This window comes from Phenylobacterium sp. NIBR 498073, assembly GCF_027286305.1.
In the GTDB taxonomy this organism is placed as follows: Bacteria; Pseudomonadota; Alphaproteobacteria; order Caulobacterales; family Caulobacteraceae; genus Phenylobacterium.
In genome coordinates, this window is record NZ_CP114599.1 from 3,854,168 (window position 1) to 3,872,500 (window position 18,333).

At 69.5% G+C, this 18,333-nt stretch carries 16 protein-coding genes; 10 read left to right on the plus strand and 6 right to left on the minus strand.

Annotation, left to right across the window (positions count from 1 at the left end; all coding sequences use genetic code 11):
- The first annotated feature begins 87 nt into the window (after window positions 1-87).
- Entirely contained in the window at window positions 88-891 is an 804-nt protein-coding gene (locus O4N75_RS19130; protein ID WP_269627026.1) for a LytTR family DNA-binding domain-containing protein, read from the plus strand.
- On the opposite strand, the gene O4N75_RS19135 is transcribed toward O4N75_RS19130, so the two are convergent.
- Entirely contained in the window at window positions 888-1,250 is a 363-nt protein-coding gene (locus O4N75_RS19135) for an STAS/SEC14 domain-containing protein (protein WP_269627027.1), read from the minus strand. The two genes, O4N75_RS19130 and O4N75_RS19135, sit on opposite strands and share 4 nt — an antisense overlap.
- Window positions 1,251-1,345: 95 nt before the next feature.
- Window positions 1,346-1,927: a histidine phosphatase family protein gene (locus O4N75_RS19140; RefSeq protein WP_267231176.1), complete on the minus strand. Its 582-nt coding sequence runs from the start codon at window positions 1,925-1,927 to the stop codon at window positions 1,346-1,348.
- 116 nt (window positions 1,928-2,043) lie between these two features.
- On the opposite strand from O4N75_RS19140, the gene O4N75_RS19145 reads away from it, so the two are divergent.
- The 4 genes from O4N75_RS19145 to O4N75_RS19160 all read left to right on the plus strand — a co-directional run bounded on the left by O4N75_RS19145 (window position 2,044) and on the right by O4N75_RS19160 (window position 4,916).
- A complete protein-coding gene (locus tag O4N75_RS19145; RefSeq protein WP_267231175.1) occupies window positions 2,044-2,493 on the plus strand; it encodes a MarR family winged helix-turn-helix transcriptional regulator in 450 nt (149 codons plus the stop codon).
- A 5-nt stretch (window positions 2,494-2,498) separates the two neighbouring features.
- Entirely contained in the window at window positions 2,499-3,767 is a 1,269-nt protein-coding gene (gene fabF / locus O4N75_RS19150; RefSeq protein WP_269627028.1) for a beta-ketoacyl-ACP synthase II, read from the plus strand.
- A gap of 302 nt (window positions 3,768-4,069) precedes the next feature.
- Window positions 4,070-4,441: a hypothetical protein gene (locus tag O4N75_RS19155; protein WP_269627029.1), complete on the plus strand. Its 372-nt coding sequence runs from the start codon at window positions 4,070-4,072 to the stop codon at window positions 4,439-4,441.
- Entirely contained in the window at window positions 4,431-4,916 is a 486-nt protein-coding gene (locus O4N75_RS19160) for a hypothetical protein (RefSeq protein WP_269627030.1), read from the plus strand. Before O4N75_RS19155 ends, O4N75_RS19160 begins: the two co-directional genes overlap by 11 nt.
- 72 nt (window positions 4,917-4,988) lie before the next feature.
- Here the strand turns inward: O4N75_RS19160 and O4N75_RS19165 are convergent, their stop codons facing one another.
- The 3 genes from O4N75_RS19165 to O4N75_RS19175 all read right to left on the minus strand — a co-directional run bounded on the left by O4N75_RS19165 (window position 4,989) and on the right by O4N75_RS19175 (window position 10,361).
- On the minus strand, window positions 4,989-6,644 hold the full coding sequence (locus tag O4N75_RS19165; RefSeq protein ID WP_269627031.1) for a M28 family metallopeptidase: 1,656 nt from the start codon (window positions 6,642-6,644) through the stop codon (window positions 4,989-4,991).
- Window positions 6,645-6,729: 85 nt separating this feature from the next.
- A complete protein-coding gene (locus O4N75_RS19170) occupies window positions 6,730-8,577 on the minus strand; it encodes an ABC transporter ATP-binding protein (RefSeq protein ID WP_269627032.1) in 1,848 nt (615 codons plus the stop codon).
- Entirely contained in the window at window positions 8,574-10,361 is a 1,788-nt protein-coding gene (locus O4N75_RS19175) for an ABC transporter ATP-binding protein (protein WP_269627033.1), read from the minus strand. The genes O4N75_RS19170 and O4N75_RS19175 overlap by 4 nt, the downstream gene beginning before the upstream one ends.
- 426 nt (window positions 10,362-10,787) lie before the next feature.
- Between O4N75_RS19175 and O4N75_RS19180 the strand changes: the two genes are divergently transcribed.
- Both O4N75_RS19180 and O4N75_RS19185 read left to right on the plus strand, forming a co-directional pair.
- Window positions 10,788-12,371, plus strand: a complete 1,584-nt coding sequence (locus O4N75_RS19180; RefSeq protein ID WP_269627034.1) for an AMP-binding protein — start codon at window positions 10,788-10,790, stop codon at window positions 12,369-12,371.
- A 35-nt stretch (window positions 12,372-12,406) separates the two neighbouring features.
- Window positions 12,407-13,231 carry a nucleotidyltransferase domain-containing protein gene (locus O4N75_RS19185; protein WP_269627035.1) on the plus strand — a complete coding sequence of 275 codons (825 nt, stop codon included), beginning with the start codon at window positions 12,407-12,409 and terminating at the stop codon, window positions 13,229-13,231.
- Here the strand turns inward: O4N75_RS19185 and O4N75_RS19190 are convergent.
- The gene (locus O4N75_RS19190) at window positions 13,228-14,139 is read right to left on the minus strand and encodes a LysR family transcriptional regulator (protein WP_269627036.1); all 912 of its coding nucleotides are present in this window, start codon (window positions 14,137-14,139) and stop codon (window positions 13,228-13,230) included. The two genes, O4N75_RS19185 and O4N75_RS19190, sit on opposite strands and share 4 nt — an antisense overlap.
- 78 nt (window positions 14,140-14,217) lie before the next feature.
- Between O4N75_RS19190 and O4N75_RS19195 the strand changes: the two genes are divergently transcribed.
- From O4N75_RS19195 to O4N75_RS19205, 3 genes are all read left to right on the plus strand, one after another.
- Entirely contained in the window at window positions 14,218-14,958 is a 741-nt protein-coding gene (locus O4N75_RS19195; protein ID WP_269627037.1) for a TorF family putative porin, read from the plus strand.
- Window positions 14,959-15,136: 178 nt separating this feature from the next.
- Window positions 15,137-16,714 carry a globin-coupled sensor protein gene (locus tag O4N75_RS19200; protein WP_269627038.1) on the plus strand — a complete coding sequence of 526 codons (1,578 nt, stop codon included), beginning with the start codon at window positions 15,137-15,139 and terminating at the stop codon, window positions 16,712-16,714.
- 280 nt (window positions 16,715-16,994) lie between these two features.
- Window positions 16,995-18,158: a DegT/DnrJ/EryC1/StrS aminotransferase family protein gene (locus O4N75_RS19205; RefSeq protein ID WP_269627039.1), complete on the plus strand. Its 1,164-nt coding sequence runs from the start codon at window positions 16,995-16,997 to the stop codon at window positions 18,156-18,158.
- The last annotated feature ends 175 nt before the right edge of the window (window positions 18,159-18,333 follow it).

The following is an 18,333-nucleotide window of genomic DNA, read 5'->3' on the forward strand; positions in this document are numbered from 1 at the left end:
GGCGCGCAGGGCTTGGCCGCGAGGCCCGAAGCGGTGAAAGTCCGCCCGGGCGCGAGGGCCCGTGCAGGAACCGGCGGCGAGCGATCCGTGACCAGCGAGGATGCATCCGGGACGCGCTCGACCTACTGGCGGGCCTACGCCTTGATCGGCGCGGCGATCGTCACGCTCAACGTCGTCAACATGTTCACGGCGTTCCGCGACCGCCCCGACGCCCCGCCCATCATGCCGGTCCTGGAAGAGAGCACCAGCGCGGTGTCTGCCCTCGCCTTCCTGTGGATCGCCTTCGCCGCCTTCCGCCTCGCCCCGCCCGGCAGCCGCCCGGTCTGGCGAATGCTCGCGGTGCAGGCCGCCGGGCTCCTGGCCTTTACGACCGCCCACGTCACCGGCTTCATGTTGCTCCGGATGGCCGTCTTCCGGGCCCTGGATCTGCCGTTCCGGTTCGATCTGGCCGATCGCTTTGTCTACGAGCTGCGCAAGGATGCGTTCGGCTATCTGCTGGGAATGGCCGCGCTATGGGCGATGATCCGGCTCTACGGCGCCAAGCCGGCCGCGGCCGCCAGCACGCCCGCCACCTTCGACATCCGTGACGGCGCGCGGGTCCTGCGAAGCCCAGCCGCCGACATCCTGGCGGCGACCTCGGCCGGCAACTATGTCGAGTTCATTCTGGCCGACGGTCGCAAGCCGCTGATGCGCGCCTCGCTGACCGCGATCGAGGCGCAGCTGGCGCCGCTCGGCTTCGTGCGCACCCACCGCTCCTGGCTGGTCAACGCCGCCCGCGTCACCGAACTACGCCCCGAGAAGTCCGGCGACTACGCCGTCCGGCTCGGTGATTTGGAGGCGCCGCTCTCGCGCCGCTTCCCCGAGGCCCTGGCCCGCCTGCGCGGCGGCTAGACGCCGTCCTTCGCCCAGGCCCGCGCAGCGTCCAGGTCCTTGAGGTCGAAGGTCCGCACCTGCACCGACAGGAAGGCCGCGAAGAACCGCGCCATCGGCCCCATCCAGCCGTTGTCGGTCACCACCGCGCAACGACCGAACGAATCCAGCCGCGAGAAGCTGTAGTTGAGGTCGCGCCACCACAGGCTGGGCTCCATGCCCGCAAAGCTGCGCACCACCTCGACCGCGTTGATCTTCTTGTGGGTCTTCAGCAGCGCCTCTATGGCGGCGACCGCGGCCTCGTAGCCCGCGCTGTCGATGGCCCCGTCGACCGTCAGCTCGATATAGCCCGCGGCCTCGTCGATCTTGATGTCCAGCATCCCGTCCTCCTGCGCAGCAAATCTCCGCCCCAGCCGGAAGGAACGCATTGAGGGCGATCAAGGGTGCGGACTTCCGGGTTCGCACCGGCCAGGACCTAAGCCCCCGCCATCTCCCGCAGGTGCGCGCGCTCGTTCAGGGCCACGACGTTCCGATGGCCGCCGCGGGCGCACATGTAGCGGTGGACGCTGGTGTAGCCCGGCTCGAAGAACAGCCGCGGGGCCATGCCCAGCACGTGCGCGGTCCAGACGTTGATCACCCCGCCGTGGCAGAACACCGCCACCCGCTGGCCGGGGTGGGCGGCGATCACCTCCTCCAGCCCGCCGACCACCGCGGCGCTGAAGGCCTCGACGTCGACGCCGTGGTCGCCGGTGGCCATGGCCAGCCAGGCCTCGTAATTCTCGCGCTTCAGCACTTCCATCGGGATGTAGGCGCCGGAGTCGCGGTCGAACTCGGCGACGCCCTCGTGGATGTTGATCGCGTGGCCGAAGCGCTCGGCGAACGGCTGGGCGGTCTGCACGGCCCGGCGCATCGGGCTCGACCACACCGCGTCCGCGCCCTCGTGCGCCAGCCAGTCGGCGACCTTGCGCGACTGATCGTGGCCTTCCGCCGACAGGTCGGGATCGGCGCTGTCGTCGCGGCGCACCGGCAGGCCGTGGCGGATGAGGATCAGTTCCATGCGTTTCCCCTTGCCGGCTCGCCCGGCTTTGCAGCCGTTATCCCCGACGTGGGCGCGCCGCGCCAGACCCGTCGAAGCGCTTTGGATCGCGTGATAAATCCTGTATATACCGGATAATGCAGCCGGCCGACGATATGCTCTGGTTCTGCTTTGGCCACCGCAGCCGCAAGGCCGCGCGCGCGGTGACCCGCGCCTTCAACCAGCGCCTCAAGCCGTTCGGCCTGAACATCAGCCAGTATGTGCTGCTCGGCGTCATCGCCCGCGGCGAGCACCGATCGATCGCGGCCATGGCCGAGGAGGTCGGGGTGGAGCCCTCCGCCCTGGTGCGGAACCTGCGGCTGCTGGAGGCCCGCGGCCTCGTCGCCGGCGAGGGCGGGCGCGGACGCGGCGGACGCCAGCTTGCGGTCACGCCGCAGGGCGCCGACCTGATCGAACAGACCATCCCGGCCTGGCGGCGGGCCCAGGCCGATCTGGCCGCCCGGCTGGACGGCGACCCCGACGAAACCCGCCAGGCCTTGGTGCGCTTGGAGCATGCGGCCCTGGCCCTCGAGAGAGCTGAAAGGTGAGTGAGATGCGTAGAATCGTCGTGACCGGACAGGGCGTGGTCTCGCCTCTGGGAACCGGAACCGAGAAGGCCTGGGCGCGGCTGGTCGCGGGCCAGTCGGGGCTGCGGCGCCTGCCGGCCGACCTCGCCCCCGACGTGCCGGCCCAGGTGGCCGGAACCGTGCAGTCGACGGCGGAGGACGCCGAGGCCGGCTTCGACCTCGACGCCGCAGTGCCCGGCAAGGACCAGAAGAAGATGGACCGCTTCATCCAGTTCGCCCTGGCGGCGGCGGACGAGGCCGTCGCCCAATCCGGCTGGACCCCGCAGAGCGAGGCCGAAAGGCACCGCACCGCCACCATCATCGCCACCGGCATCGGCGGCTTCCCGGCTATCGCCGAGGCGGTGCGGATCACCGACGCGCGCGGCGTGCGCCGGCTGTCGCCCTTCACCGTGCCCTCGTTCCTGGCCAACCTCGCGGCCGGCTGGGTCTCGATCCGCTATGGCTACAAGGGCGCGCTGGGCGCCCCGGTCACCGCCTGCGCCGCCGGCGTCCAGGCCATCGGCGACGCCGCCCGGATCATCCGCGCCGGCGAGGCCGATATTGCGATCTGCGGCGGGGCCGAGGCGACCATCGACCGCGTCAGCCTGGGCGCCTTCGCCGCCGCCCGCGCCCTGGGCTCGGCGTTCAACGACGAGCCGACCAAGGCCTCGCGCCCGTTCGACGCCGCCCGCGACGGCTTCATCATGGGCGAAGGCGCCGGGATCATGGTCATCGAGTCGCTCGACCACGCCCTGGCCCGCGGCGCCAAGCCGATCGCCGAGCTGGTCGGCTACGGCACCAGCGCCGACGCCTACCACCTGACCGCTGGGCCGGAGGACGGCGACGGCGCGGCCCGGTCCATGCGCATGGCCCTGGCGCAGGCAGGGCTGGAGCCTTCGGCCATCGGCCACCTCAACGCGCACGCCACCTCGACCCCGGTCGGCGACAAGGGCGAACTGGCGGCGATCAAGTCGGTGTTCGGAACCGGCCATGGTCCGGCGATCAGCTCCACCAAGTCGGCGACCGGCCACCTGCTGGGCGCGGCCGGCGGCCTGGAGGCGATCTTCACGGTGCTGGCCCTGCGCCACCAGACCATCCCCCCGACCCTCAACCTGGAAAATCCCGACGAGGACGCCGCGGGCCTGGATCTGGTCGCGCTCAAGTCGCGCCAAGCGAGCTTCGACCATGCGCTGTCGAACGGTTTCGGCTTCGGCGGCGTCAACGCCAGTGTGATCTTCAAACGCTGGGACAGCTGAGCCAGGGCGCGCCCAGAAGGTGTATCCATCGCGCGGGCCGCACCCCAGGGTGCGGCCCGCATCGTTTTGCGCGCCCCGCTTCCCCAATATGGGGAACTTCGACCCCGTCGTTCAGGACTTGTTAGCTATCCCGGCGCGGCTATCGGCCTTAGTTGTGAAGCTTATCTGGTCGAGCGCGTAGTTATGATACTCAAGCAAATGGATGGCGCACCGCCGGAAGACGGCAAACAGACGTCGTATACCCGACGTTGTCTGATCTGGATTTTACATGGCGTTACAATCCGTCGTCCGGACGTTTGCGGATGACGATCATAAATTTTCCAACTGATCGGCTGCGCACCCCGCACACTGCTGCTGAAAAGGCGCGGATTCTCATCGCCATCGTCACCGGCATCCGCACCCTCGGCGAGCCGTGCACCGCCGACGAACTGGTCGACTTCGTCCGCAGCCGCATGCCGGCGATGGAGGCCTGGCGCCTGCGGGCCGGCGTCGAGGCGCTGCTGCGCGAATACGCCGAACCCGCCCCCGCTGCGCCGTTCGCCCACCCGCCGTTCCGCCGCGTGCTGCTGGCCGGCGCCGAGGGCTGGGCCTTCAGCAAGCCCTTCCGCATGGAGTTGGCCAACAGCGGACTTGAGGTCCGCCTGCGGCCGATGCCCGACGCCCATGACGCCTGAAGTTCCCGCTCCGGCCGGCGTGGAGCCGGCCGACATGTTCTTCGCCCGGCTGGCCGGCGGCTTCGTGCTGCGCACCCTGGCCAACGCCAGCGAGGCGTTCGAGGGCGACATGATGCTCGGCGTGGTGTTCATGGCCATCGGCCAGGCGACGGTCAGCCACATCGCGCCCGAACGTCATCTGACCGACTTCGACGCCGGCCTGACCCCCGACGACATGCGTCGCCCGGTCAGCGTGCTCTCGATCGCCGGTTCGCTGAACATCCCGCGCGAGACGGCGCGTCGCTACGTCTCGCGCCTCATCGACCTCGGCTACTGCCAGCGGGTGCACGGTCGCCGGGTGATCGTCCCGGGCGAGGTCTACCGCCGGCCCGAGCTCGTCCAGGCGCTGGGCCACAATAAGCGCGACCTGCTGCTTCTGATCGCCGCCTACCGGCGCGCCGGCGCGCCGAACGAAGACCCGAGCAATGCGACCTGATCAGATCGCATTGCTCAAGGCTCTTTGAACTTAGCGCATTTTCTCCGCCGAGCCGCTTCGGCGGAAAATGCTCTAGCGCCGCTTGGCGGCGCTGGCGTCGCGCAGCGGTTTGAACTCCGAGCCGTCCTTCCAGTTCGGCCAGGCGCCGCCGCCCGCCAGCTCCTTGCCCATCTCGTAGAACAACGCCACGTCCTGGGCCGCGCCCGACAGATCCCAGTCCGCCGACCAGGCGTCGCCGGTCGTGTGATAGGCGCTGGCCGTATAGTCGGTGACCCACTTGTCGCCGGCCGCCCGGCCGCCACTCACCAGGTCGGCCCCGCCGCCCAGTCCCATCAGTAGCAGCACCGGCACGCCCTTGCGGGCCAGCGAGAAGTGGTCGGCGCGGTAGAACAGCGCCCGCTCCGGATGGGCGTCGGGGGTCACCGTCCGCCCCTGCGCAGCCGCCGCCTTGGCCAGCATGTCCTCCAGCCCGTTCTGCCCCGCCCCGATCAGCACCACGTCCTTGGAAAGGCCGTTCGGCTGCAGCACGTCCAAGGTCAGGTTGGCGGCCATGGTCTCCAGCGGCACGGTCGGGTGCACGCCGTAGTATTCCGAGCCCAGCAAGCCCCGCTCCTCGGCGGTCCAGGCGGCGAACACCAGGGTGCGGGCCGGCGGCGGCCCGGCCTTGAAGGCCCGCGCGATCTCCATGGTCCCAGCCACGCCGATGGCGTCGTCCAGCGCGCCGGGCCGCACGGTGCGCCCCTGGGCGTCGGGCGCGCCGAGCCCATAGGCGTCCCAGTGGGCGGCGAACATGATGCTTTCGTTCGGCAGCTTGGCCCCGGTGATCTTGCCGATCACGTTGCGGCTGACGATCTGGTCGTGGGTCACGCCATAGCTGGCCGAGAACGCAGCGCCGGCCAGCGGCACGGGCGCGAAGTCGGCCCGCTGCGCCTTGGCCTTCAGGGCGTCGAAGTCCTGGCCGGCCGCGGCCAGCAGCTCGCGCCCCGCCGCCCCGCTCAGCCAGCCCTGCAGCAGCACCTTCTCCTTGGCCGGATCGGCGCGGACGATGTCGAAGCCCTCGCCGTTCGAGGCGATCACCGTCGACCAGCCATAGCCGGCGCCGGGCGCCTCGTGGATGATCAGCGCCCCGATCGCCCCGCGGCGCGCGGCCTCCTCGTATTTGTAGGTCCAGCGCGCATAGTAGGTCGCCGCCTGGCCGCCGAACTTGCCCGCGACCGGCGCGCCGGCCGGCGCCTCGAAGTCCGGATCGTTGATCAGGAAGACCGCGATCTTGCCCTTCAGGTCGACGCCCTTGAAGTCGTCCCAGCCCCGCTCGGGCGCGGTGACGCCATAGCCGACGAAGACCAGCGGCGCCTTGTCGATCGCCACCGCCTCCACCGGCTGAAGGGTCGTGGCGGTGATGTCCGTGTTGCGCACCAGCTCGCGGCGCTTGCCGTTCAGCTCCAGCGCGAAGATCGCGCCGTCCTTCAGCCGGGTGCGCAGCAGCGGCACGTCCTGGGTGTAGGCGCCGGCGTCCCCGGCCGGCTCCAGCCCCAGGGCTTTGAACTCAGCCACCAGGTACTCGACGGTTTTGGCCTCGCCAGGCGTCCCGGGCGAGCGGCCCTGGAACGCGTCCGAGGCCAGCACCTTGGTCACCTCCGACAGCCGGGCCGGGTCGATCGGGTCCTGCGCCAGGGCGCTCGTGGCGAGCAGCGACAGGGCGAGCGACAGCGCGGCGGTGCGGATCATGGATGCGACTCTGAACTTCGAAGGTGAGCCGCGACCCTAGCCACCCGCTCAGCCCGGCGAAAGCCGGGATGAGCGGAGCCCGAAGCTAGGTCCGCGTCGCGAACTCGGCATCGCCGGTCGTCGCCACCACCTGGTCGTCGAACGAGGCGTGCGCCGAGGTGTAGAGGTGCGAATAGAGCCCGCCAGTCGCCATCAGCTCGGCATGGTTCCCCTGCTCCAGAATGCGCCCCTGCTGCAGAACGATGATCCGGTCGGCGTCGCGGATGGTCGCCAGCCGGTGGGCGATGACGATGCAGGTCCGCCCCTCGAACAACACCTTGAGCGCCTTCTGGATCGCCTGCTCGGTGAACGAGTCGATGTTCGCCGTCGCCTCGTCGAGGATCAGGATCTGCGGATCGGCGACGAGCGCCCGGGCGAACGAGATCAGCTGCCGCTGGCCCATCGAGATGTTGCGCCCGCGCTGGCCCAGCTTGGTCTGATAGCCGTCCGGCAGCTTCATGATGAAGTCGTGCGCCGCCACCGCCTGGGCCGCGGCGACCACGTCCTCGAAGCTGGCGGCCTCGGTGTTGTAGCGGATGTTCTCCTCGATGGTCCCGGTGAACAGGAACGGCTCCTGCAGCACCATGCCGATGGTCCTGCCGAGGCTGTCGAGGGTCACGTCGCGCACGTCCTGGCCCCCGACCAGCACCTGGCCTTGGTCGACCTCGTAGAACCGGTGCGTCAGGGCGATGATCGAGGTCTTGCCCGATCCTGTCGGCCCGACCAGCGCCACCACCTCGCGCGGGTTTACCTTCAGGCTGACGTCATGCAGCACCGGCCGCGCCGGGTCGTAGCCGAAGGTGACGTTCCTGAACTCGACCGTCGCCGGAGCGTCGCCCAGCGGCTGGGCGTCCGGCGCGTCCTGGATCGCCACCTTGACGTCCAGCACCTCGAAGATCCGGTGCGCCGCGGCCATCGCCCGTTGCATGATCGTGTACTGCATCGACAGCATGCGGACGGGATCGAAGAACCGCTGCACATAGAAGATGAAGGCGACCATCACCCCGACCTCCAGCCGCCCGCCGAGGACCGCATTGCCGCCGACTACGATGACGATGGCCATCGCCAGGCCGGTCAGCACGTCGACCGTCGGCACCATGATCTGGGTCATCCAGGCCGCCCGCGCCTGGGCCTCGAAATTGTCGTAGGCCTTGTCCTTGTAGAGGTCGAAGTTCACCGCCTCGCGGCGGGTCTCCTGCACGGTGCGCACGCCGTTGATGTTCTCGGCCAGCGCCGAATTGGCGGTCGAGGAGGCGTCGCGCGCCTCGCGGAAGCTGCTCTTGGAGAACGGCAGCCACACCGCCCGCACGGCGATCAGGATCGGCAGCACGGTCAGGGTCAGCAGCCCCAGCTTCCAGTCCATGCTGATCAGCACCGCGGCGATGCCGATCAGCATCGCGAAGTCGCCGACCGCCCCGGTCGAGCTTTCCAGGAACTCCTGCAGCGCGTTCACGTCGCCCTGCAGCCGCGACATGATCCGTCCGACGTGGGTCTTGTCCATGAACGACAGCGACACGTCCTGGAAGTGGTCGAACATCTTGCGGCGGATGTCGAAGATCACCCGCTGGGCCAGCCGCGCCGACAGCCACTGCTCGATGAAGAACGCCGTCGAATAGACCGCGACCAGCCCGGCGAAGGCGATCAGGGTCTGGTCCAGCAGCGCCCCGTCGCGGGCCACCGCCGCGTTCACCGCCCGCCCGATCAGCGCCGGGATCGCCACCACCGAGGCCGCCGAGACCAGCACCGCGACCACCGCGGTCAGGAAGGCGCGGCGATAGGGCGCCATCATCCCGAGGAAGCGCCTGGCCACCCCAGCGTCGAAGGTTCCGAAGATGTCCTCGCCCTCGGACGAGCCGAGCGAGGCGCGGGGCTTCCTGACCTGGTCCTGGCTCATGCGGCGTCCTCGTCCAGGACGGCCTCGGCGTCGGACCGCGTCTGCAACTCGTAGAGATCGGCATAGACCCCGCCGGCCCGCACCAGCTCGGCGTGGGTCCCGCGCTCGGCGACGGCGCCGTCGTCCAACACCACGATGTGGTCAGCGTGCATCAGCGAGGACAGCCGGTGGGCGATGATGATCGTCGCCTTGGTCGCGGTGGCTTCGGCCAGCGCGTCGCGCACTCGCCGCTCGGTCACCGCGTCGATCGCGGCGGTGGAGTCGTCGAAGACCATCACGCCTGGCCCCGGCACCACCCCGCGCGCGATGGAGAGCCGCTGGCGCTGGCCGCCCGACAGCGCCACGCCGCGCTCGCCGACGCGGGTCTCGTAGGCCTCGGGCAGGCCGGCGATATGGTCGTGGATCTGGGCGGTCCGCGCCGCCCCCTCGATCCGGGCATCGTCCGCCCACGGATCGGCATAGGCGACGTTATGGCCGATGGAGGCGTCGAACAGGAACGACTCCTGCTGCACCAGCCCGACATATTCGCGCAACGAGGCCAGCGTGACCTCGCGGATATCCTGGCCGTCGATGGTGATCGCCCCGCCGCTGACGTCGTAGAAGCGCGGGATCAGGTTGGCGATCGTCGACTTGCCGCTGCCGGGCGGACCGACGATCCCCAGGGTCTGGCCGGCCCGCACCTCGAAGCTGACATCCTTCAGGACCTGCTTGCCGACCGGATCGAAGGCGAAGTCGACGTTCTCGAAGCGCAGCGTTCCAGCGCCCGGCGCCAGAGGCTTAGCCCCCGGCGCATCGGCGATCCCCGGCTCCAGGTCCAGCACCTCGAACAATCGCGCCCCGGACGAGGTCGCCCGCGCCGCGGCGTTGAAGATCATCGCGATCTGCCGGATCGGCGTCTGCAGCAGGGTCATGTAGGTCAGGAACTCGGTCAGCTTGCCGACGCTCATCGCCCCGCCGACGACCTTGTGGCCGCCGTACCAGAGCAGCAGCCCCATCGAGCCGTAGAACGACACGCTCATCACCGACACCGCCCGGAACCGCAGGGTGATGCGCTTGTAGGAGAAGTCGAGCGCCTCCTTGGAGGCGGCGTCGAACTTGGCCATCTCGAAACGCTTGCCGGCGAAGGCGCGGACCACGCGAATGCCCTGGAGGTTCTCCTCCATGGTCAGGGTCAGCACCGCCATCAGCTCCTGCACCCGCAGCCAGGTCACCCGCAGCAGGAAGCCCATCCGCCCTAGCGCGAAGCCGGCGATGGGCACGAAGGCCAGGCCGATCAGCCCCATGACCAGGTCGGTGGTCAGCATCATGTACGAAGCGAAGCCGAGCAGCAGCAGCAGCGAGATCAGCTGCATCACCCCGTTCTGGATGAACACCCGCGCGCCTTCGAGATCGAGCATCCCGCGGGTGACCAGGTCGCCCGAATGGATGCGGTCGTGAAAGCCGAAGCTCAGCCGCTGGAGCTGCTGGAAGTACTGCAGGCGCAGATCGTAGCCGACCCGCTGGCTGACATATTCGCCCTGGTAGCCGGTCATCATGGTCAGCACGCCGCGGATCACCGTCGCGGCGATGACCAGCAGCGCCGTGCCCCACAGCGCGCCCTGCGCCTCGCCGGCGTGGGCGGCGCCGGCCTTCAGCAGCGCCCCGGCCTGGTCCACCCCCTGGCCGAACAGCCGCGGCAGGGTCAGGCTGGCCGCCGCCGCCCCCAGTGAACACCCGATCGCCAGCGCCATCCGCCCCGGATAGCGCAGCGCGCGGGCCGTGATCCGCTGCAGCACGCGCGGCATTTTGCTGACGTCCACGCGCGCGGCGGTGGAGTCAAAGCTACGCGCACCCCGCTGGGAGGGGTGTGACTCGCTCATGGCAAGTTTCCATCTTGAAGTATGCCAATCATTCTGACCCGCACGCTGACTGCGCGCCAGACTTGTTTTGACGCTTTCGGCGAATTCTTCAGGTTGCGGCGGTCCCGCCCTGCCCGCACGGGGCCCGCACGGGGCCCGCGGCCCGAAATCGGCCGCGGCCATCCGGTCCATGTTCGGATTTCACGCGCCGTTGTCGGCGGCCTCCAGCCGTGTGATAGTAGGTTTCCGAAACGGAAGCGGCCCATCCCGCAACGCATATTTCGCGTGGCGCGCGCCGGGGAAACACCGTCTCGGATCATAGAAAAGATCGCTGCGCGGACCGTACCGGCCGTCGGCGACGGGAGGAATTTGATGGAAGATTTGAAAGAGCGCCCCAGCCTGGAAGCCGCCCTGGACGCCGCGGCGGCGACCGGGATGACCACCGCCGTTTGGGCCGGGCTGCAGCCGGACAAGGTCGCCGTGGTCAATCCCGACGGCAGTTCGCGGACCTTCGCGCAGGTGAATGCGGCGGCCAACAAACTGACCCGCCTCTTCCGTCAGCACGGCCTGAAGGCCGGCGACGCCCTGGCGATCGTCTGCTCCAACCGCGCCGAATTCATCGAGGTCCAGGCCGCCACCCTGCGTTCGGGCCTGCGGATCACGCCGGTCAACTGGCACCTGACCGCCGACGAGATCGCCTACATCATCAACGACTGCGAAGCCAAGGTGCTGGTCGGCGAGGCGCGCGTCGGCGTGATCGCGGCCGCCGCCGAGCAGTGCCCGAACGTGGTGCTCAAGCTGGCCGTCGGCGGCGACATCCCGGGCTTTGCGAACTACGACGCCGCCATCGCCCCCCTGGACGGCTCGGACATCGACGATCCGGTGCTCGGCAACCAGATGATGTACACCTCCGGCACCACCGGGCGCCCGAAGGGCGTGTTCCGCGAGGCGCCGGTCGTCACGCCCCAGGCGATGTACGCCCTGCGCGGCTACGACGAGGACTCGATCCAGCTCTGCGCCGGTCCGGCCTATCACGCCGCCCCCCTGGCCTTCGACATTCGCGCCGCCATGGGCGCCGGCGCGCCGCTGCACTTCATCGACAAGTGGGATTCGGAGCTGGTGCTGCGCACGATCTCCGAACAGAAGATCACCCACCTGCACCTGGTGCCGATCATGTTCCAGCGGCTGCTGGCCCTGCCCGACGAGGTCAAGGCCCGCTATCCCGTCGACCATGTGAAGTACGTCGTCCACGGCGCGGCGCCCTGCCCGCCCGAGGTCAAGCAGGCGATGATCGAGTGGTTCGGCCCGGTGCTCAGCGAGTACTACGCCGGCTCCGAAGGCGGCGCGGGCTTCACGATCTCGTCCGAGGAATGGCTGAAGAAGCCGGGCAGCGTGGGCAAGCGTCCGGCGCTGCTGCAGGTCCGCATCCTCGACGAGGAAGGCAACGACCTGCCCCCCGGCGTGCCCGGCGGCATCTACCACCAGCTGCCGCCCGGCGGCGGCTTCCAGTACTACAAGGACCCCGGCAAGACCGCCGCCAACCGGGTCGGCGACTTCTTCACCATGGGCGACGTCGGCTTCTTCGACGAGGACGACTACCTGTTCCTCACCGGCCGCAACGCCGAGACCATCATCTCCGGCGGGGTGAACATCTATCCGCAGGAAGTCGACAACGAGCTCATTAAGCATGACGCCGTCGCCGACAGCGCCACGGTCGGCGTGCCGCACGACGAGTGGGGCGAACAGGTCAAGGCGGTGATCCTGCTGAAGCCCGGTTACCAGCCCTCGGAGGAACTGGCCCAGGAGATCCTCGACTTCGGCCGCAAGAACCTGCCGGCCTTCAAGGTCCCGCGCAGCCTCGACTTCGTCCACGACCTGCCGCGCTCCGAGGCCGGCAAGATCCAGCGCAACAAGGTCCGCGCCCCCTATTGGGAAGGCCGCACGCGCCAGATCTGAGCCCAAAGCTCACGGACGGGCGGCGGTAAAATCGTTTGCCGCCGCCCGCCGCCGCCGCCAGCCTGCCGCTGATGACCGATGATCAGCAGGCCTTGCTTGACCACCTCGTCGCCGCGCTCGCCGCCGACCCGCGCGTCCGCTCGGCCTGGCTCTCGGGCAGCCTCGCCAAGGGAGTGGGCGACGCCTGGAGCGACGTCGACGTCACCGTCGTCGTCGACGAACCCGACCTCGCCGCCTGCCTGCGCGACTGCGCCGCGGGCGCGCTCGCCCTCCCCGTCACGGTGTTCTCGCACCTCGTCCACGGCCGCATCTTCTCGGGCGTCACGCCCGGCTGGGACCGCTTCGACCTCGCCTTCCTCACCCCGGCCGAGTTCGCCGGCCAGGACGGCGCGGACCAGCGCCGCCTGCTCGGCGAGACCGCCGCGCCGCCGCCGCGCCCCGCAGGCCCCGATCGCGACGCCGCCGCCCGCGTCACGCGCCTGATCTTCGAATTCCTGCGCGTGCTCGGCCTGTCGCCAGTCTGCCTCGGCCGCCAGGAGTGGCTGGTCGGCCAGCAGGGCGTCGAGCTGCTGCGCGGCATGCTGGTCGATCTGCTGCTTGAGGAAAACGGCGTCCCCCGCGCGGCCCGCGGCGCCAAGCGGCTGAATGGGTTCCTGAGCGACGGCCAACGCGCCGCCCTCCAGGCCCTGCCCGTTCCCGCCGCCAACCGCGCCGCCTTGCTGGCCGCGCAAGGCCATATCGCCCGCCTGTTCCTGGCCCACGCCAAGCCCCTGGCCGGGCGTCTCGGCGTCGCCTGGCCGGAGGCCTTCGAGGCCGTCACCTGCGACCACCTGCGGCGTGAACTTGGGTTGGAAATCTAGCCGACCGCCGCCCGCAGCTGGCCCAGGAACCAGTCGATCCCGGGGTCGTCCGTCCGGCGACGCCGCACGGCCTCGACCGCCAGCCGCATCGGCTCGAAGGGCGGATCCATGACCTGCAGGCCCAGCATGTCCGCGTGCCGCTCCGCCAGCCGTCGCGGACAGGTGGCGATGGCGTCGCTGGCCGCGACCATCACCAGCACCGTCATCCAGTGCGGCGCGCCGGCGCGGGCGACGATCGTCATCTCCAGAGGGCCGGGCAGGTTCTCGTCGCCCGCCGTCTCGCTGCCGGCCATGGCGTAGACGTGACCGGCGAGCGCATAGGTCTGGGCGTCGATGCGCCCGTCGATGAGCGGATGCCCGCGCCGGGCGGCCACGCAATAGCGATCCTCGTAGAGCCGCTCGGTCCGATGCTCACCGAAGCCGCCGGCGAACCGGCCGACCGCCAGGTCGATCTCCCCGCGCCGCAGCGCCTCCAGCGCCCGCCCCTGGACCATGTGCTCGACCGTGAAGAGGACGCCCGGCGCTTCCGCCGCCAGGGCGTTCAGCAGCCGCCCGCCGATCAGGTCGGTGACGAATTCAGGAGCCGAAACCCGGAATACGCGCTGACTCGTAGAGGGATCGAACGCCTCGCGCCCGCCGAGCGCCGCGCCCGCGAGCTGCAGCAACGCCTCGACCTGCGGCTCCAGTTCCAGCGCCCGACGGGTCGGAACCAGGCCATGGGGCTTGCGCACGAACAGCGGGTCCCCGAACAGATCGCGCAACCGCGTCAGGGCGTGACTGACCGCCGAGGGGCTAAGGCCCAGCACCTGCGCCGCCTCCTGCGCCTTGCGCCGCCGCAGACACTCGCGGAACACCAGCAGCAGTCCGCCGTCGAGCCGCCTGACTTGATTGATATCGAAATCACTCATGCAGCGATTTCAGTAACATCGATATCCGTGAGCAGGTAGCCCTGAGCTCGTCGAACTCAAGTGAGCGGCGAGGCCAAGATGAAACTGCGATCGCCTGCTCCCCCGTGCGGGCTCCTGCTCGCCCTGGCGGCCGTGCTTCTCCCAACTGGCGCCCAGGCCCAATCGAACCGGGGCGGGCTTTTCTCATCGGTCGGCCTGACCAGCGACTACCGCTATCAGGGGGTCAGCAATTCGGACGGAAACCCGGCCCTGCAGGGCTACGTCCACTGGTGGCGGCCAGACGGCTTCTATGCCGGGCTGTTCGCGACCCAGGTCGATTTCGACGACCCGGGCGACACCTCCTACGAACTCGACCTCTACGGCGGCAAGAATATCGACCTCAAGGACGGCAAGACCCGGCTGACTGCGGAGGCGATGTTCACCGCCTTCCCGAACGAACATGTCTGGGGCCCGACCTACAACTTCATCCAGTTCAAGGCCGCCGCCCGCCGGACCGAGGGCCCTTGGGTTTTGACCACCACCGGCAGCTTCGTGCCCGAGGCCTCCTACGGCGCCGGCGAGGCCTGGCGGCTGGAGGGCGAAGCCGCCTACGCCCTGCGGCCGAACCTGTCCCTCAAGGCCGGGGTCGGCCGCCGGTGGATCGAGCGCGGCCACGACCGCACCTATTGGAACATCGGCGCGACGGCGACCTGGAAGCAGCTGTCTCTCGAGCTGCGCTACGAGGACACCGATCTCACCCCCGCCCAGTGCGGCTTCACCGACTGGTGCCAGCCCAGCGTGATCGGGACGCTTCGGGTCGACCTGCCGCCGATCATATAACCCGGCGCCCCAATAATTAGATAACTCAGTTCACATATCTTGATATCCCAACTTTTACGCAATTTCCGTAAAATAATCGCACGCCAAACACTTGCTCTACATCTCAACGTTATCGCGCCATTAACCGAAGCGACCCCGTCATTCGCGCACAGGCGACGACTTGCACTGGGGAACTTCCATGACGTCATCGAACGCGTTGGCCGAACGGCTCGATTTCATCAAGCTCACCCCGGCCGCCCTGCGGGACATTCAGGGCGTCAAATCCATCATCATGCAGGAGCTTCCGGGCGCGCTCGACCGCTTCTACGAGCAGGTTCGCGCAACGCCCCAGACCCGCGCGTTCTTCTCCAGCGAAGGCCACATCTCCGGGGCCAAGAACAAGCAGGTCGACCACTGGGACACCATCTCCAGCGGCCGCTTGGACGAGCGCTATGTGAGCGCCGTCACCACCGTCGGCGAGGTCCACGCCAGGATCGGCCTGGAGCCGCGCTGGTACATCGGCGGCTACGCCCTGGTGCTGGACGCCCTGATCGAGAAACTGCTGGCCGCCCGCTGGCCGAAGGGCGGCTTCGGCGTGAAGTCGACGAACTCCAGGCAGGTCGCCGCCGAGTTGGGCGCCTTGGTCAAGGCCACCCTGCTCGACATGGACTTCGCGATCTCGGTCTACCTGGAATCGCTGGAGGGCGCCCGCCGCGAGGCCGACGCCCAGCGCCGCCAGGTCGAGGAGGAGCAGAACAAGGTCGTCGAGATCCTCGCCGACAGCCTGCGGCGGCTGGCCGACGGCGACCTCACCGCCCACATCGACGCCGCCTTCACCGGCGCGCACGAGCAGATCAAGAACGACTTCAACGCCGCCGTCGACTCGCTGCGCACCGCCATCGGCGCGATCTCCGAGGCGACCGGCACGCTGCGCAGCGGCTCCGACGAGATCGCCGCGGCCTCCAACGACCTGTCGCACCGCACCGAACAGCAGGCCGCCAGCCTGGAGGAGACCGCCGCCGCGCTCGACCAGATCACCGCCACGGTCAAGCGCAGCGCCGAGGGCGCGCGCCAGGCCTCCTCCGCCGCCTCGAGCGCCAAGGAGGGGGCGATCTCCTCGGGCGACGTGGTCCGCGACGCCGTCGCGGCGATGGGCGAGATCGAGCAGAGCTCGGGCCAGATCACCCAGATCATCGGGGTGATCGACGAGATCGCCTTCCAGACCAACCTGCTGGCGCTGAACGCCGGGGTCGAAGCCGCCCGCGCCGGGGAAGCGGGCCGCGGCTTCGCGGTCGTCGCCTCCGAGGTCCGGGCCCTGGCCCAACGCTCGGCCGACGCCGCCAAGGAGATCAAGGCCCTGATCTCCTCCTCGACCGAACAGGTCTCGCGCGGGGTCAAGCTGGTCGGCGCGACCGGCGAGGCCCTGACCGGCATCGTCTCCAAGGTCACCGAGATCGACGGCCTGATCTCCGAGATCGCCATGTCCTCGAACGAGCAGGCGGTCAGCCTCAACGAGGTCAACAGCGCCGTGAACCAGATGGACGAGGTGACCCAGCAGAACGCCGCCATGGTCGAAGAGGTCACCGCCGCGGCCGCCAGCCTCAAGGGCGAAGGCGTCGAGCTGGCCCGCCTGGTCACCCGCTTCCGGACCGGCGCGGAAGCCGCCCGTCCCGCGCCGGAGGCCGCGCGCGAAGGCCGCCACCAGCCGGCCCGCAACCCGGTCCGCCGGGCCCAGGCCCAGATCGCCGCCGCCGCCCAGCAGTGGGAGGAGTTCTGATGACCTCCGCCGGCCTCGAACACGGCGACCGCAAGTTCACCGACGCCCGCTGGACGGCCGGATGCTGAGCCGGCTGGTCGTCACCGCCTAGCGCGCGGCCGCCGCGAAATCGGGGCCGGCCCGCCTTGGCGAGCGCCGGCGGCGGCCCCTGATCCCGGTGGCGTCGGGGGGCGCCCCGGGACATTTCGTTTCCGGCGAAACGTTCCGAAAACAAGCGTGTTTGGCCTAGGCTCCCGACGCGTGCCATGAAGCGCGCCGCTTCGTTTCGCGAGATGCCGACATGCCGATCCCCTTCATCGACCTGCAAGCCCAACGCGCGCGCCTCGGCCAGCCGCTGGAGGACGCGATCCTCAAGGTCGTCCGGTCCGGCGCCTACATCATGGGACCGGAGATCGCCCAGTTCGAAAAGGAGCTCGGCGCCTTCGGCGACGCGCCGTTCGTGCTGTCCTGCGGCTCGGGCACCGAGGCGCTGCAACTGCCGCTGATGGCCTGGGGCGTCGGGCCGGGCGACGCGGTGTTCTGCCCGTCCTTCACCTTCGCGGCCACGGCCGAGGTCATGCCGCTGGTCGGCGCCTCGCCGGTGTTCGTCGATATCCTCGACGACACCTACAACCTCGATCCCGCCGCCCTCGACGCCGCCATCGAAGCGGTGAAGGCGCAAGGCAAGCTGACCCCCAAGGCGGTGATCGCCGTCGACCTGTTCGGCCAGCCGGCCGACTATCCGGCGATCTCGGCGGTCGCCAAGAAGCACGGCCTGAAGCTGATCTCCGACAGCGCCCAGGGCTTCGGCTGCACCCTCGCCGGCCAGCACCCGATCCATTGGGCCGACGTCACCACCACCAGCTTCTTTCCGGCCAAGCCGCTCGGCTGCTACGGCGACGGCGGGGCGGTGCTGTGCAAGGACGAACGCCTGCACGACCTGCTGGTCAGCTTGCGCGTCCACGGCCAGGCGGTGAAATCCGACCTCGAGGGCAAGACCTTCGACCATGACCCCAAGTACCTGAACCTGCGCATCGGCATGAACAGCCGCATGGACACCATCCAGGCCGCGGTGCTGCTGCAGAAGCTGACCATCTTCGCCGACGAGATCGAGGCCCGGAATCGCGTCGCTGACCGCTACGCCGCCGGCCTCGGCGACGTCGTCAAGATTCCGAAGGTGATCGACGGCGGGGTCAGCGTCTGGGCCCAGTACACCATCGAGGTGGACGACCGCGACGGCCTGATCGCCCACCTGAAGGGCCAGGACGTGCCGACCGCCGTCTACTACCCGATCCCGATCCATCGCCAGGACGTCTATTCGGCCTATCCGGCCCCCGGCGGCCTGCCGGTCACCGACGCCAAGTCCAAGGTGGTGATGAGCCTGCCGATGCACCCCTACCTGACGCAGGACGATCAGGACCGGGTCATCGCCGCCATCCGCGCCTATGTGAAGCGCAACGGCTGAGCCGCCGTTAAGATGGCGGACGCGGTTCCTTCGGGACCGCATCCGCCGCCTCGGAGGCCTGGGCCGACCTCCCCCGAAGCCGGCCCAGCGCGCCCGGAGCGCCGCAAGACGCCCCTGACGACCTCGCTCCCGCCCACGGCGCTCGGCCGTGGCCACGCCAGGGGACCGGGACGTT